The 13,134-nt window shown below is 56.1% G+C and carries 14 protein-coding genes; 12 read left to right on the top strand and 2 right to left on the bottom strand.

Features of this window, described 5'->3' with window-relative positions; genetic code table 11:
* Nucleotides 1-9: 9 nt before the first annotated feature.
* The gene (locus C5L39_RS05510; protein WP_245974907.1) at nt 10-1,431 is read left to right on the top strand and encodes a tryptophan-rich sensory protein; all 1,422 of its coding nucleotides are present in this window, start codon (nt 10-12) and stop codon (nt 1,429-1,431) included.
* Here the strand turns inward: C5L39_RS05510 and C5L39_RS05505 are convergent.
* Nucleotides 1,428-3,002 (bottom strand): LCP family protein, encoded by a 1,575-nt coding sequence (locus C5L39_RS05505; protein ID WP_123047899.1) that lies wholly within the window; start codon nt 3,000-3,002, stop codon nt 1,428-1,430. The two genes, C5L39_RS05510 and C5L39_RS05505, sit on opposite strands and share 4 nt — an antisense overlap.
* Before the next feature lie 65 nt (nt 3,003-3,067).
* Between C5L39_RS05505 and C5L39_RS05500 the strand changes: the two genes are divergently transcribed.
* From C5L39_RS05500 to C5L39_RS05490, 3 genes are all read left to right on the top strand, one after another.
* Nucleotides 3,068-3,976, top strand: a complete 909-nt coding sequence (locus tag C5L39_RS05500; protein WP_123047898.1) for a glycosyltransferase family 2 protein — start codon at nt 3,068-3,070, stop codon at nt 3,974-3,976.
* Nucleotides 3,966-5,048, top strand: coding sequence for a mannose-1-phosphate guanylyltransferase (manB, locus tag C5L39_RS05495; RefSeq protein WP_123047897.1), 1,083 nt, complete (start codon nt 3,966-3,968; stop codon nt 5,046-5,048). Before C5L39_RS05500 ends, manB begins: the two co-directional genes overlap by 11 nt.
* A gap of 300 nt (nt 5,049-5,348) precedes the next feature.
* The gene (locus tag C5L39_RS05490; protein WP_197714727.1) at nt 5,349-5,603 is read left to right on the top strand and encodes a WhiB family transcriptional regulator; all 255 of its coding nucleotides are present in this window, start codon (nt 5,349-5,351) and stop codon (nt 5,601-5,603) included.
* An 11-nt stretch (nt 5,604-5,614) separates the two neighbouring features.
* Here the strand turns inward: C5L39_RS05490 and C5L39_RS05485 are convergent, their stop codons facing one another.
* Nucleotides 5,615-6,070 (bottom strand): metallopeptidase family protein, encoded by a 456-nt coding sequence (locus tag C5L39_RS05485; protein ID WP_123047895.1) that lies wholly within the window; start codon nt 6,068-6,070, stop codon nt 5,615-5,617.
* Between the two features lie 88 nt (nt 6,071-6,158).
* Between C5L39_RS05485 and C5L39_RS05480 the strand changes: the two genes are divergently transcribed.
* From C5L39_RS05480 to mtrA, 8 genes are all read left to right on the top strand, one after another.
* On the top strand, nt 6,159-6,611 hold the full coding sequence (locus tag C5L39_RS05480) for a DUF3499 domain-containing protein (RefSeq protein ID WP_123047894.1): 453 nt from the start codon (nt 6,159-6,161) through the stop codon (nt 6,609-6,611).
* Between the two features lie 99 nt (nt 6,612-6,710).
* Nucleotides 6,711-8,078, top strand: a complete 1,368-nt coding sequence (locus tag C5L39_RS05475; RefSeq protein ID WP_123047893.1) for a phosphomannomutase/phosphoglucomutase — start codon at nt 6,711-6,713, stop codon at nt 8,076-8,078.
* 33 nt (nt 8,079-8,111) lie between these two features.
* A complete protein-coding gene (locus C5L39_RS05470; RefSeq protein ID WP_123048180.1) occupies nt 8,112-9,107 on the top strand; it encodes a hypothetical protein in 996 nt (331 codons plus the stop codon).
* Entirely contained in the window at nt 9,108-10,268 is a 1,161-nt protein-coding gene (manA, locus tag C5L39_RS05465) for a mannose-6-phosphate isomerase, class I (protein WP_123047892.1), read from the top strand.
* A 194-nt stretch (nt 10,269-10,462) separates the two neighbouring features.
* Nucleotides 10,463-10,789: a hypothetical protein gene (locus tag C5L39_RS05460; protein WP_123047891.1), complete on the top strand. Its 327-nt coding sequence runs from the start codon at nt 10,463-10,465 to the stop codon at nt 10,787-10,789.
* A gap of 480 nt (nt 10,790-11,269) precedes the next feature.
* On the top strand, nt 11,270-11,623 hold the full coding sequence (locus tag C5L39_RS05450; protein ID WP_123047889.1) for a DUF4259 domain-containing protein: 354 nt from the start codon (nt 11,270-11,272) through the stop codon (nt 11,621-11,623).
* A gap of 175 nt (nt 11,624-11,798) precedes the next feature.
* Nucleotides 11,799-12,401 carry a dTMP kinase gene (locus C5L39_RS05445; protein ID WP_123048179.1) on the top strand — a complete coding sequence of 201 codons (603 nt, stop codon included), beginning with the start codon at nt 11,799-11,801 and terminating at the stop codon, nt 12,399-12,401.
* Between the two features lie 7 nt (nt 12,402-12,408).
* Nucleotides 12,409-13,089 carry an MtrAB system response regulator MtrA gene (mtrA, locus tag C5L39_RS05440; protein WP_123047888.1) on the top strand — a complete coding sequence of 227 codons (681 nt, stop codon included), beginning with the start codon at nt 12,409-12,411 and terminating at the stop codon, nt 13,087-13,089.
* Nucleotides 13,090-13,134: the final 45 nt, after the last annotated feature.

The raw sequence follows: 13,134 nt of genomic DNA, 5'->3' as shown, positions 1-13,134 counted from the left end.
CACGCACTGGTGACGGGCTCGACAGGTTATGTCGGTGGTGAGGTTATCCAACAACTCATCGAGGACGGCTGGGCGGTACGAGCATTTTCTCGCAGTCGGAAGAAGGCAAAAGAATCTTCTTGGGCCAGGCACATTGTTGATGGGGTAGCCGGACCTGGTCAAGTAGAAGTCTTTGAGGGAGATGCCTCAGATCCGGATGATCTGATGGTTGCACTCGAAGGCATTGACGTAGCGTGGTATCTGCTTCATTCGATGGGGACCGGAGCGGACTTTCAGGATCTCGAACGGTCTATGGCCCAAGGTTTCGCCGACGCGGCACATTCCCGATCCGTGGCACGAATCATCTACCTGGGTGGCTTGCATCCAGCTGAAGAAAAGCTCTCGAAACACTTGGCTTCCCGCGTCGAAGTGGGCGAGATTCTGCTGAATTCCGGTGTACCTACCGCAGTCCTCCAAGCCGGTGTTGTGCTCGGTGACGGCTCGACTTCTTTCGCCATGCTGCGCCATTTGTCGGAGCGTTTACCTGGAGCACTTGGCCCCAATTGGATCAGCAATCAGATCACTCCAATCAGCGTTCGCGACGCGGTGCACTATCTGGTGGCTGCCGCGGAGCTGCCAACCGAGCAAAATCGCACCTTCGATATTGGAGGTCCTGACACGATGGCTTATGCAGAAATGCTGCGCTGCCATGCTCGGGTGCTTGGGTTGCCGCGCCGGCTGATAATAACCCTTCCAGTAGTCACCCCAAATACCGCTGCTCAATGGATATCCTTGGTCACCTCTGTCCGAGAGAAGATCGCAGCTCCTCTAATCGCCAGCCTGCTTACCGACACCGTTGTTAAAGAACGTGACCTCGAAAAGGAAGTGGGCACGCACCCGGGAGGCAACCAGAGCTTCGAGGAAGCCATCCTAGCGGCGACCAAGCATCTGGATACCCGTCGTTGGCGCCGTACCTTGTTGAAGACTGCCGGGGCGGTGACAGCCTGTGCGGCCTTCGGCACGCTTCTGACGAATCCACAGGACAGTTGGTTTCGGAGCCTTGATAAGCCCGAATGGCAACCACCAGCTAGCCTGTTTCCGATTGTCTGGACGGCTCTTTACGCAGATATCGCCGTGATTTCCGCGTTAGTGATCGCGGATGCAGAAGAAAAAGATCTTGGATCCTCAATGACCTTCAAGCGGGCATTAGCCGCGAATCTGGCACTCAACGCCAGCTGGTCTGCTCTGTTTTTCCGGTCCGGTCGACTTAACCTAGCCGCGGCAGGTGCCGGAATTCTCGCAGTCAGCTCAGCCGATGTAGTACGACGAGCTTGGAATTCATCACCACAGCGTGGTGTGGTCTTAGCTCCCTATGCGATGTGGACCGGATTTGCCACGGTCTTGAGCACCTCTATTGCTGTGCTCAACCGTGGCCGGTCAAAACGGCGTTAGTTTACGCACTGCGGGCCATCTCCGCCAGCATCGATCTCTGGCGCAATCGGGTCTTCGCCCAGCTCGGCGCCGGGAGTTCCTACGGGGTCTTCATCGACGGCGGTGGGGCCGGTGGTCGTGGTCGATTGTGGGCCATCATAATCATCTGCGGCGACGACGATGATGGTGTCTGTATCCAACCCGTCATTGGTGGTGATGGGCAGTCCGCCAAGCTGTTCTGCCAGCAAGATTGCTGCTGGGTCATCGGCGTCTGCGGCGACAATTTGGCTGCTGTAATAGACCCCGGGTTGGGCATTGGTGACCTCGACGATATCGAAGCCGTCTTCTTCCAAGAACGCGCCGACTCCGCCGGCTAGCCCTGAGGTCTGGCCAGCATTGAGGACCATGATTTCAGTACCCGCTGCTTGGGCCTCGGGACTATCCGTGCTCGTGGATGCCTCGGAAGACTCAGTGCTCTCAGCCGGGCTGAGGAGATCATCCATGAACTCGTGTACTTCATCGACATCGACGGTGACGATGGATTCTCCGTAGTCACCTACGCCGTCGATTGAGGTCACCGGGATAGTAGTGAAGATGACATTGCCGCCCGCGAGATTAGCTAGCTGCGTGGCGAAAGAGAGGATGTCCCAGTTTTCGTCGATGACCACAGAGCGCTCTACTGCAGTTGAAATATCGGAGAGCTTCGACGGATTGGTGAGGGTTCCAGCAGCGAGTGTTTGATTGACCAAGGAAGCCATGAAAGCTTGCTGGCGCACAATACGGTCGAGATCTCCGCGAGGCAGGCCATGGCGTTGGCGTACGAACGCAAGAGCTTCGGTGCCATCGAGTGTCTGAACTCCGGCTGGGAACTGAGCACCGGAGAACTCATCATCGACGGCTTCATTGAGACAGACTTCAACTCCTCCGACAGCGTCAGTGAGTAGGACGAAGCCAAAGAGTCCGATTTCAGCAAAGTGATCGACCTCAATGCCTGTGAGATCGGTGACAGCCTTTACTAAGCCTTGGCGTCCGGCCTCGGTCGCTTGGGCCTCTGCCGCCTCTAGGTCTTCGGCGCCCTCCTCGACGAGTTCCTCCATCTCCGCAGCTTTGTGCGCGGCGAATACGCCGTTGATTTTGAGATTTCCGAAAGTGTCATCATTGATATAGGTATCTCGAGGGATAGACACGGCTGTGGCTGAGGACCCGTCGTTAGGAACTCGAATGACCATGAGGGTATCGGTGTTTTCTTCCCCGTCATCGACACCAGCGTTCAACCGCTCGAGCTCTTGTTGAGAAAGCGGAGTTCCTTGGGCATCAGTTCGAGAATCCGAGCCGACCAGCAAAATATCCGTGGCGCCGTCCTCTGTCTGCCCTGTCGTTCCTTCGCCCCCGCCGAGCGCGAGGTTGCCTGCGGAAGCTACCTCTGAGCCGAGTCTTCCGACCGAGGTATATCCCAGTGCAGATACCAAAAGTACCAACGTTGACAGCAGAGCTAGGATCACCTTGACCGGCATCGGACCGGCTTGGCGGATCGATGGTGCGGTAGGCGGGGCTGCCTGGATGTCGCGAACACGACGGTACTTATCACTCACAGAATGCAGTTTAGGCTATCGGTGTGGCGTAGCGGAGTCTTGAGGGGCGTCAGTATGCTGTCACTATTGTGACTACTTTGCCGTTCGCCGTCGTCACGGTGACCTATTCCCCTGGGCCGCATCTTGCCGCCTTCCTCGAGAGTATCCCCGAATCCTGCGAAAGCGGTGCCGTTGTTGTCCTCGCAGACAATGGCTCAACTGACGGGGTTCCTGAAGCAGCTGCAGAGCAGTACGCGGGGGTTGATTTTCTGTCTACCGGCGGAAACCTCGGCTACGGCAGCGCAGTTAACCTTGCCGCCCGGCATCTTCGACCGCTGCGAGATGCAGGTGAGATTGATCCTGAGTTCTTTTTGATCTCCAATCCTGATGTCGTATTTTCTCCGGGCGCGATCGATGCGTTGATCGCTTGCGCTCGACGATGGCCTAAAGCAGCTGCGATTGGTCCGCGGATTGAAGAACTCGATGGTGGGGTCTACCCCTCAGCACGCGCAGTTCCCACGTTGAGAAACGGAGTGGGACATGCGCTGTTGAGCTCGGTATGGCCAACTAATCCGTGGACTCGGTCGTACCGAGATGCACAAGACATGGACTCGGAACGCATCGCAGGCTGGTTATCTGGATCTTGTTTGCTGGTTCGCTGGGACGCCTTCGATGCAGTAGGCGGCTTTGATGAGCGCTACTTCATGTATATGGAAGATGTGGATCTTGGAGATCGATTCTCCCGCGCTGGGTACCTCAATATATTCTGCCCGGATGCGGTGATTACCCACGCCAAGGGGCATGCTGCTGGAGAGCATCCCGAGACGATGTTGCCCGCCCATCATGAATCTGCTTATCGCTTCCAAGCGGATAGGTTGCCGCACTGGTGGCAAACACCTGTCCGGCTCGCCTTGCGCGCGGGGCTGAAGGCACGAGGCCTACTCGCCGTTCGGCAAGCACGTGATCGAAAGGAAAACCCTGAGAATGAAAGCTAATCCCGCTCAGACCGACGCAGTGATCTTGGTCGGAGGTCGTGGCACTAGGCTGCGCCCGTTGACTGTGAACACCCCTAAGCCCATGTTGTCTACGGCCGGCTATCCGTTCCTTCAACACCTATTGGCCCGAATCAAGGCTGCAGGTATCACCCATGTCGTGCTTGGCACCTCTTATCGAGCTGAGGTGTTCGAGGAGTACTTCGGAGATGGCTCTGAGATGGGCCTAGAGATCGAATACGTCGTAGAAGAAGAAGCTCTTGGTACTGGTGGCGCCATCCGAAACGTCTACGATCGTCTGCGGCATGAGACCGTCATGGTTTTTAATGGTGACGTTCTGGCAGGTACTGACCTTAACGCGATCCTCGAGACTCATGAATCTAAGAACGCGGATGTGACCATGCATCTGGTTCGGGTCTCGGACCCTCGGGCATTTGGTTGTGTTCCTACCGATACTGATGGTCGAGTGCTGGAGTTTCTGGAAAAGACTGAGGATCCGCCTACTGATCAGGTCAATGCTGGCTGTTATGTATTCCGGCGTGAAGTTGTTGAGGCAATCCCTGCGAAGAAGGTTGTTTCTGTTGAGCGAGAGACTTTCCCCCAGCTCTTGATTTCCGGAAGTCGAGTGTATGGGCATGTTGACCATGCCTATTGGCGCGATATGGGTCGGCCGGGTGACTTCGTCCGTGGCTCTTCAGATCTAGTTCGCGGCGTAGTCCATTCGCCTCTGCTTGAGGGGCGTACCGGAGAATCATTAGTTGAGGCTTCCGTGGGAGTAGCCGGCGGGGTTATTCTCCTTGGTGGGACATCTATCGGGAGAGGTTCTGAAATCGGTGCTGGTTGCCGTTTGGATGGAACAGTGGTGTTTGAAGGCGTGACCATCGAGCCAGGTGCGGTCATTGAGGATTCGATTATTGCTGCGGGCGCTCGGATCGGTGCCAATGCCCGGATCAAGGGGTGTGTCATTGGCGAGGGTGCCCATATTGGGGCCAGATGTGAGCTCAAAAGTGGCATGCGGGTGTGGCCGGGCGTGGTTATTCCGGACAATGGTGTCCGATTCTCTTCGGATGCGTGATGACACGCCGTGAAACCTTGGAATAGTTGCCAGACTTCTTTGCTTCGCTATATCTAGTACCCCCACACGCTCCCCCCATCTTGTCTATCATGTTACTGAAGTGACCTATGTGAAAGTTGACATGGATAAAGCCAAGTCCGAACGGAAATCCTGAGTTTATGGGTTGACGATATTTAGCGATCCGTGTCTAATCTCTTAAGAACAGTAACTAGGTCCAAAGCGGAGAAGGGGACAGGCGTGGACAAAGAGAACAAGAACGCCATTCTCCGTGGCGGAAGCGGCCGTGCGGCCGGGTCGGCACTGGAGTTAACTCTCGATGACCTTTTTGGGGTTGTTGAACAGGAGTGGCAGGATCAAGCGCTTTGTGCACAGACTGACCCGGAGGCATTCTTTCCGGAAAAGGGTGGCTCAACCCGCGAAGCTAAGCGCATTTGTCAGGCCTGCTCCGTGCGAGATGATTGTCTGGAATACGCTCTTGAACATGATGAGCGGTTCGGAATTTGGGGCGGACTCTCAGATCGTGAACGCCGTCGCCTCAAGCGCTTGCTCGGCTGAGAATTTAGCAGTCACCACTGGAACCTAGGGTCAATATCTTGAGGGTCGAGGTTAAGATATTGCGCAACCAGAGCAGTGAGAATTGTAGTCAACAGCTCCTCTCTTTCCCTGATGGTCGTGGCGCGTTGTTCAACCGGCATACGAAAGACAACTAGTCGGGCCCTAGTCGGCCTCCCTGCTGAATCAATGCCAGCAGGAATGACTCTTCCGAGTGGTATCGGGCCGTCGGCGATAATCTCATCCGGCAATACCGTCATATCAGCGCGTAGTCGCATTCGAGGCACGGTATCTACTGCAAGGTCTAGGTTTTCTAGTTGTTCTGGATAGCTGTGCTGGATAGGGGAGTAAGCCTCGAGTACCGCGACGTCGAAAGCTTCGCGTCGACTGCGGTGGCGCGGTGCGGCCATCGGCAAAAATGGACCACGTAACCCTCGTCCGTGTCGATCGCGGAATGGCTTGGTGTGCATGGTTTGAGCCTAGATTTCTCTGACCTTTAGCGGCGGAGGCGCGCGGTGGGCTACCAAAATCTCAAGAACAGGTTTAGACTTCCCTATCGTGAGCCAGTTTCGTCGTTGTTCCCGTCCCGGCTGCGGTAAGCCTGCCGTCGCCACCATGACGTATGCCTATGCAGAATCGACTGCAGTAGTTGGCCCCTTGGCGCCTGCTGCAGAACCACATAGTTGGGATCTCTGCGAGTATCACGCTGAGAAGATAACCGCCCCACTCGGATGGGAGATGCTGAGAGTCAACCACATCGATATTGACGATGATGAAGACCTCACCGCGCTCGCCGAGGCAGTGCGAGAAGCCGGGCGGGTGACCAGCGGGCTGGTTGAATCCGAAGGCCCCTCGGCCGTGAATATTGAACCCGATGATCATGCTGATCCCAACACCTCTAATCATCCGGTCCATAACACTCGAAGGATCGCTGAAGCGCGGCAGCAGCGACGTTCTCATCTACGTGTGGTCAGGTCCAACGAAGATAATGATGAGGATCTCGACGGCTGATGCACGTGCGTCCAGAGTAAGATCTTAGGATTAGTCGCCCCGCTAAGATCTGGGCACTTATGAGTTGTCTACCGAGCGAATAGAAAGCGGCCCAAACCCATGCGTACCCGTGAATCAGTGACTTCCGTAATCAAGGCATACGACGTCCGTGGCGTCGTTGGCCGCGATATTGACGCCAATTTCATTCGGGATGTGGGGGCGTCTTTCGCCTCCTTGTTAAGGGCGGAAGGCGAGAACCAAGTAGCTATCGGCTACGACATGCGACCTTCTTCTCCTGCGTTGGCTGAAGCCTTTGCTGAGGGAGTGACGGCCCAAGGGCTTGATGTGGTGATGCTGGGGCTGAACTCGACTGACGAGCTCTACTTTGCCTCCGGCACCTTGGACTGTGCCGGTGCGATGTTTACCGCTTCGCATAACCCGGCTGAATACAACGGCATCAAGATGTGCCGCTCCGGCGCACGTCCAGTCGGCCAAGACACTGGGTTGGCCGAGATTATCGATCTCATGGTCTCAGGCGTTGAACCCTACGACGGCGTCACTGGGAAGGTCTCTTCTCGCGATATCCTGGCTGATTATGGCGCTTATTTACGGCAGCTGGTTGATCTTTCTGGGATCCGGCCGCTAGTAGTCGCCGTTGATGCTGCCAACGGTATGGGTGGGCATACCGTCCCCGAGGCGTTCCGCGACCTCCCGCTCGATATCCGTCCGCTCTACTTCGAGCTGGATGGAACCTTCCCCAACCACGAAGCCAACCCTCTCGATCCCAAGAACCTGGTGGATCTGCAGCGCTTCACTGTCGAGCAGGGAGCGGATATCGGTCTGGCCTTTGATGGTGACGCCGATCGGTGCTTCGTCGTCGATGAAAAGGGCGATCCGGTCAGCCCCTCGGCGATTTGTGCGATCGTCGCAGAGCGCTACCTGGTCACTAACCCAGGGGCGACAGTCATCCACAATCTCATTACCTCTAAAACGGTTCCCGAGATTATTGCCGAAAACGGTGGCACTGCAGTTCGTACCCGAGTGGGGCATTCGTTCATCAAAGCGCAGATGGCAGAATCCGGGGCGGTCTTTGGTGGGGAGCACTCCGCGCACTACTACTTCACTGAGTTCTTCAATGCGGACTCGGGCATCCTCGCGGCTATGCACGTCTTGGCAGCATTGGGCGCCCAAGAAGCAACGATGAGCGAGATGATGGCCATTTACAATCGGTATGAGGCCTCCGGCGAGATTAACTCGACCGTCGATGATCAGGCGGCTAGCACTCAGGCAGTTCTCGATGCCTTCGCAGATCGGATTGAGTCAATCGACCACCTTGACGGGGTCACCGTGGAGCTCAAAGGCACCAACGCCTGGTTCAACGTGCGGGCGTCTAATACTGAACCGTTGTTGCGCTTGAATGTCGAGGCACCTACCAGCGAAGAAGTCGCTGAGCTGGTCGCTGAGATTCTCGGCGTTATCCGTTCCTGACCTTACTTTTGATAGGCCACTATCGTAGTGGTCATGGATTCAAGCTATATGGACGGTTCCGGCTATGACCGGGAAGCTGTGTCTTTCTACGATGTCGCGCACGAAGGGGCACAGATTCGTGCGATCAGCGGCGTCCTTGATCAGTGTGCGGATCTACATGGACTATCTCCCCGTAGTCTGATCATTGTTGCGACAGATGCGCTTTCCTTGGCATCCGCACGATTCGTGGTCCGAATGCGGAGCCCGCTGCGATTAGCAGTTGTGATCACTGACGTGCTCCCCGGCTATGTGGGTGCGCTGGATGTAGTTGTCGTTGTCAGCGATCGGGCGGAGGATCCCGCGGGATTCAATGCGTTAAATATTGCTTCTCGACGCGGCGCTTTTAGCGTCCTAGCTGGCCCTGCCCGCGGACCGCTGGTGGATGACGCCCCAACTGACACCGTCGTTATCCCCGCGCTGCCTTCTGCTCTGGGTGCTTCTCCGGCCCGCGCGGTCACCGTGATTAGCACGGTCCTTGATCTACTAGAGGAGGATTCAGATTTGGTGCGCCAGCGACTCGAGGCGTTTGCCGCGATCGTCGACACTGAGCTTGAGCAACTATCTCCTGAACGCAATTCGGTGGTTAACCCAGGCAGGGTACTTCGAGAGTTCGCAGAAGGAGCCCGATTGGTCCACACCGGGCCGAGTAAAATTGGGATGGCAGTCGCTGAGCTTGTTTCGGTGATGTGGACCTTGAGAGGTCTGCCATCAGGAGCTATCCCCATGGATGAATTGGTGATGTCTGAACAGCGGGTGGACCCAGAAGACATCTTTCATGACCCATTCTTGGATGGTCCGGTCACCCTGATACCGTTAAAGACCATCGTTTGGGCGGAATCGTCCGATGTAACAGCCGCTATGCCGCATACGCTGGCCGTCGATTGCGAGACGCCGGATATTGGCCCCGTAGCAGGCGCCCTCAGACTTATTACTCGCGGTTTTGCCGCGACCACCTTCGATCTTCCTGATGCACCAGTGGAGGACTACTAAATGCAGCGATTGACCGGGTTGCCCCGTGCCTACCCTTGGGGCTCGCGCACCCTTATTCCTGGCTTGCGTGGCTTGCCAGTGCCCTCCGCGAATCCAGAGGCAGAACTCTGGTTTGGAGCACATCCCACATCGCCTTCTACCGTCGAGGGGCGTCCGTTGACCGATGTCATCGCGGAAGATCCCGATGCGGCACTGGGAGAACGAGTGACTGCGCAATTTGGTGCGCAATTGCCCTTTTTGCTCAAGCTGCTCGCTGCCGCTGAGCCGCTTTCTTTACAAGCTCACCCTTCCGAGGAACAAGCACGAGAAGGATTCGAGAGGGAAAATTCCCTCGGGATCCTCATTAATGCTGGGCATCGAAACTACCGAGATCCGAGCCACAAGCCGGAGTTGATTGTCGCGCTCACCGAATTCAACGCCATGGCGGGATTCCGGCCGATCGAACGCACCAGAGAGCTTTTTAGCGCACTGTCGTGCCCGCAACTAGATCGCTATTTAACGATTCTGGATCCATCTTCGGAAACCAATAGTCTGCGGGGGTTGTTCACCACGTGGATTACTATTCCGGTGGCTGCTCGGGTTGAGCTCATTGATGCGGTGGTTGAGGCTGCTAAAGATCAGCTCGATCGTGGTGACTGGATCTCCGGAGTGCTCAAGACAGTGCTGGAATTACAAGAACGCTATCCCGGTGATATCGGTGTGCTCGGCGCGCTATTACTCAATCACATCACTCTGAACCCAGGTGAAGCGATTTATCTTGATGCCGGTCAGCTTCATGCTTATGTGCGCGGAATGGGAGTAGAGGTCATGGCCAATTCTGACAATGTGCTCCGTGGCGGACTGACTTCCAAGTACGTGGACGTTCCTGAATTGGTTAAGGTGCTCAATTTTTGTTCCTTAGCCGACCCGCGGGTACATCCTGTAGAGGGTGAGTACCAGGTTCCTACCTCGGAGTTTCGTCTGATTCGTCGAGAACTTGAAGCTGAGCACTCCTGGAGCATTGAGCATGACGGTCCCGCCGTTGCACTATGCACCGCGGGCACCGTTCGCCTTGGAGATATGGATCTGACGCCAGGGGAAGCAGCGTGGATCCCTGCGCACGATCCGGCAGTCGTTGCTTCGACAGAGGACGCCGGCGAAGTATTTCTCGTCTTCGTCTGACGCGGATAACACCGAGCGTGGACTAGGAACTCAGAAACTACCGGCCCCTACCTTGGCGCGATATTTCTGCACTGACCAACCGTGATGAGAGCCTTTCTCGGTACTAGTCCAAAGGTTGCGGTTCTAGCCTCGGTGCCAGAGGGGTTATCTCAGCGTCACTGAGTCCCGTGGATTCGGGGGAAGACTCATCGGACGTGGGTTCAGCAACCGAGGTCATGGATTCGGTTGGAGTAGGTTCCTCGGCCACGGTAGTGCTGGTGAAGGTTGGCCCAGGAGCAGGGACCTCGGTCGTGGTCGAAGCGGGGGTACTGGACTCTTCTGCTGGAGACGTAGTCGGATTTGTAGAAGTAGACGTCGGGGCAGTGGTGTCAGTCGGCTCCGGGGTGGTCTCTGAGGTCACAGTCTCTGAGGTTGAAGTCTCTGAGGTTGAAGTCTCTGTGATGATGGTCTCTGGGGGCTCTGGAGTCGCTGAGGGCGCTGTGGTCATTGAGACTATGTTCGGGGGCACCGTGGGAGGTTGATTACTGGTGGTGCGGGAAGGAATAATATTCTCTGGTTGAAACACTGACGTTGGAGTGCTCGCCGAGGCAGTCGGGGAGATGACTGCATTGGGCGCCAAGTATGGATCATCGGCTTGGGGCGTCGCCAGCGGCCGGGAGTTCTGTCCCTCGACGTTCGAAGACGACGTCGGGCTCAACGGATTGAGGGTGGTCGTCAGAGCCGTCCCGGAAAGTGCAGGAACTCCCAACGATTGCGTGGCAGTATCAGAGAAGGATGGAGTGGGCGGAGAGCTTAAACGCCAGACTCCGACGCCGACAAAAACTGCGGTGATGAGGCCGATGGCGATAAACAGATAAACGCGCCGTTGATCGGGTTTCAACCTGGATCCTTATCCTTCCGCACTGCCTTGATAACAACTTGGTAACAACCTAGCAGAAGTATCAGCATTCCACGACCCTGCAGAATTATTGATAGTCATCACGAAGAAAGGAAAATAGGCCATGCGCACATGGGACGTCGCCATTTTTGCGGAGGAAGACAACCTTGACTTCCTAGACGAGCTCAATGAACTCGATCCGGAAGAGGTCGTTGAGGCAGTCCAAGATGCATGTTTGCTCGTCCTTAAACAGGCGACGGTTACTGAGACAGAACGCCTTAATGGCTTGGCTGCTGCCACCATCGCCGCAATCTGGGCAGGAGCACCCTATTCCGCTGCTCAGGTCGCAGATGAGCATCCGTTTATTCGGGAATTGATTGGTTCCGGAGATGAAGACCTCAATGCCACCGCCGCTGAGCTGTTGGAGTCGGTGGAAGAGCACGAAGACGTCGAGGTGTTCTCGGAGGCACTTGCCTAGTTCAGCTGGCTGGCAGTCAATTCTTATCCTCAAGCTAGGGTTGTGGGAAGTTCTTTAAACGGCAGTGGCAGGAGATTTCCTTGAGTATGGAGCAGCCAACAGGCTCTCGATTCTGTGATCATGCACCGGTATGGATTCAAACGTCCAACTCGGTCTATTTTCTCGACGCCGAATCATGATTATTTCGATCGAGGGGATCGATGGTGCGGGTAAGAACACACTCGTCAGAGCTCTCAAAGAAGAACTCGACGCGGATGTTCTAGGTTTTCCGCGCTATGGAGAATCTGTTCACGCTCAGCTCGCAGCTGAGGCCTTGCATGGCCGAATGGGCGACCTCACTGATTCTGCCTACGCCATGGCAACCTTGTTTGCTCTTGATCGGCATGGCGCCAAAGAGCAATTAGAGCAGTACGTCGACTCCGACACTGTCATTCTGCTTGATCGATACGTCGCCTCGAATGCCGCTTATTCCGCGGCCCGTCTGCACGGTGATGCGGTAGTCGATTGGGTCTATGACTTAGAATTTGGCCGGTTGGGGCTGCCTAAGCCAGACCTGCAGGTTTTGTTAGACACCCCGCCAAGCACGGCGTCGCAACGCGCGATTCATCGTGCCGAGCTCAATCATGAGCGTGAGCGCGACCGCTACGAACGCGACGCCGACCTTCAAGAGCGCACATATCTGGCCTATCAGCGCCTGGCTCAGTCCAACTGGGCGGGTCGGTGGCTCATCACAGATGATCCGGGCGTTATCCTGCAAGAAATCACCAAAGAGAGCTGAGGAACCAATGGCTGCCAAGATTCTCGTTGTCGATGACGACCCTTCCATCTCGGACATGCTCGCGCTGGTCCTAGAAACCGAAGGCTTCGAGCCCATCACAGTCATGGACGGCAACGAAGCAGTATCCGCTTTTCAGGAGCACCAGCCGGATTTGATCCTGTTAGACCTCATGCTCCCCGGGATGAATGGCGTGGATATTTGTCGGGCCATTCGACTTGAATCCTCGCTGCCGATCGTCATGCTCACGGCCAAGACTGACACCGTGGATGTGGTTTTGGGATTGGAAACTGGTGCAGATGACTACATCACGAAGCCTTTTAAGCCCAAAGAGCTCATCGCGCGTATTCGAGCTCGCTTGCGCCGTACCGATGACGCGCCTTCAGAGATCATCGAGGTCGGTGACTTGAGCATTGATGTGCCTGAGCACACCGTCAAGCGCGGACATGAAGAGATCCCGCTGACCCCGCTTGAGTTTGATTTGTTGTTGGAGTTGGCGCGCAAACCTCGCCATGTCCACACCCGAGAGGCACTGCTGGAATCTGTGTGGGGCTATCGGCATGCCTCAGATACTCGGTTGGTCAACGTGCACGTGCAGCGGCTACGCGCCAAAATCGAGAAGGATCCGGAGAACCCGCAGATCGTCCTCACCGTCCGCGGGGTGGGCTATAAGACAGGCCTGGGGGAATAGACTCTGCCTTCCCTTATCGCTCAAACCAGAAGGATTCCTGACCGA

Origin of the sequence: Corynebacterium alimapuense (assembly GCF_003716585.1) — a bacterium.
Taxonomy (GTDB): domain Bacteria; phylum Actinomycetota; class Actinomycetes; order Mycobacteriales; family Mycobacteriaceae; genus Corynebacterium; species Corynebacterium alimapuense.
Note: the sequence above shows the minus strand (reverse complement) of the source record. Positions and strands in the feature narration are given on the sequence as shown.

Excerpts from the sequence above, each read along its gene's own strand:
- manB (WP_123047897.1), top strand. The coding sequence starts at position 3,966 with ATGAAAGCTAATCCCGCTCAGACCGACGCAGTGATCTTGGTCGGAGGT.
- C5L39_RS05485 (WP_123047895.1), bottom strand. The coding sequence starts at position 6,070 with ATGCACACCAAGCCATTCCGCGATCGACACGGACGAGGGTTACGTGGT.
- C5L39_RS05475 (WP_123047893.1), top strand. The coding sequence starts at position 6,711 with ATGCGTACCCGTGAATCAGTGACTTCCGTAATCAAGGCATACGACGTC.
- C5L39_RS05470 (WP_123048180.1), top strand. The coding sequence starts at position 8,112 with ATGGATTCAAGCTATATGGACGGTTCCGGCTATGACCGGGAAGCTGTG.
- manA (WP_123047892.1), top strand. The coding sequence starts at position 9,108 with ATGCAGCGATTGACCGGGTTGCCCCGTGCCTACCCTTGGGGCTCGCGC.
- C5L39_RS05450 (WP_123047889.1), top strand. The coding sequence starts at position 11,270 with ATGCGCACATGGGACGTCGCCATTTTTGCGGAGGAAGACAACCTTGAC.
- C5L39_RS05445 (WP_123048179.1), top strand. The coding sequence starts at position 11,799 with ATGATTATTTCGATCGAGGGGATCGATGGTGCGGGTAAGAACACACTC.
- mtrA (WP_123047888.1), top strand. The coding sequence starts at position 12,409 with ATGGCTGCCAAGATTCTCGTTGTCGATGACGACCCTTCCATCTCGGAC.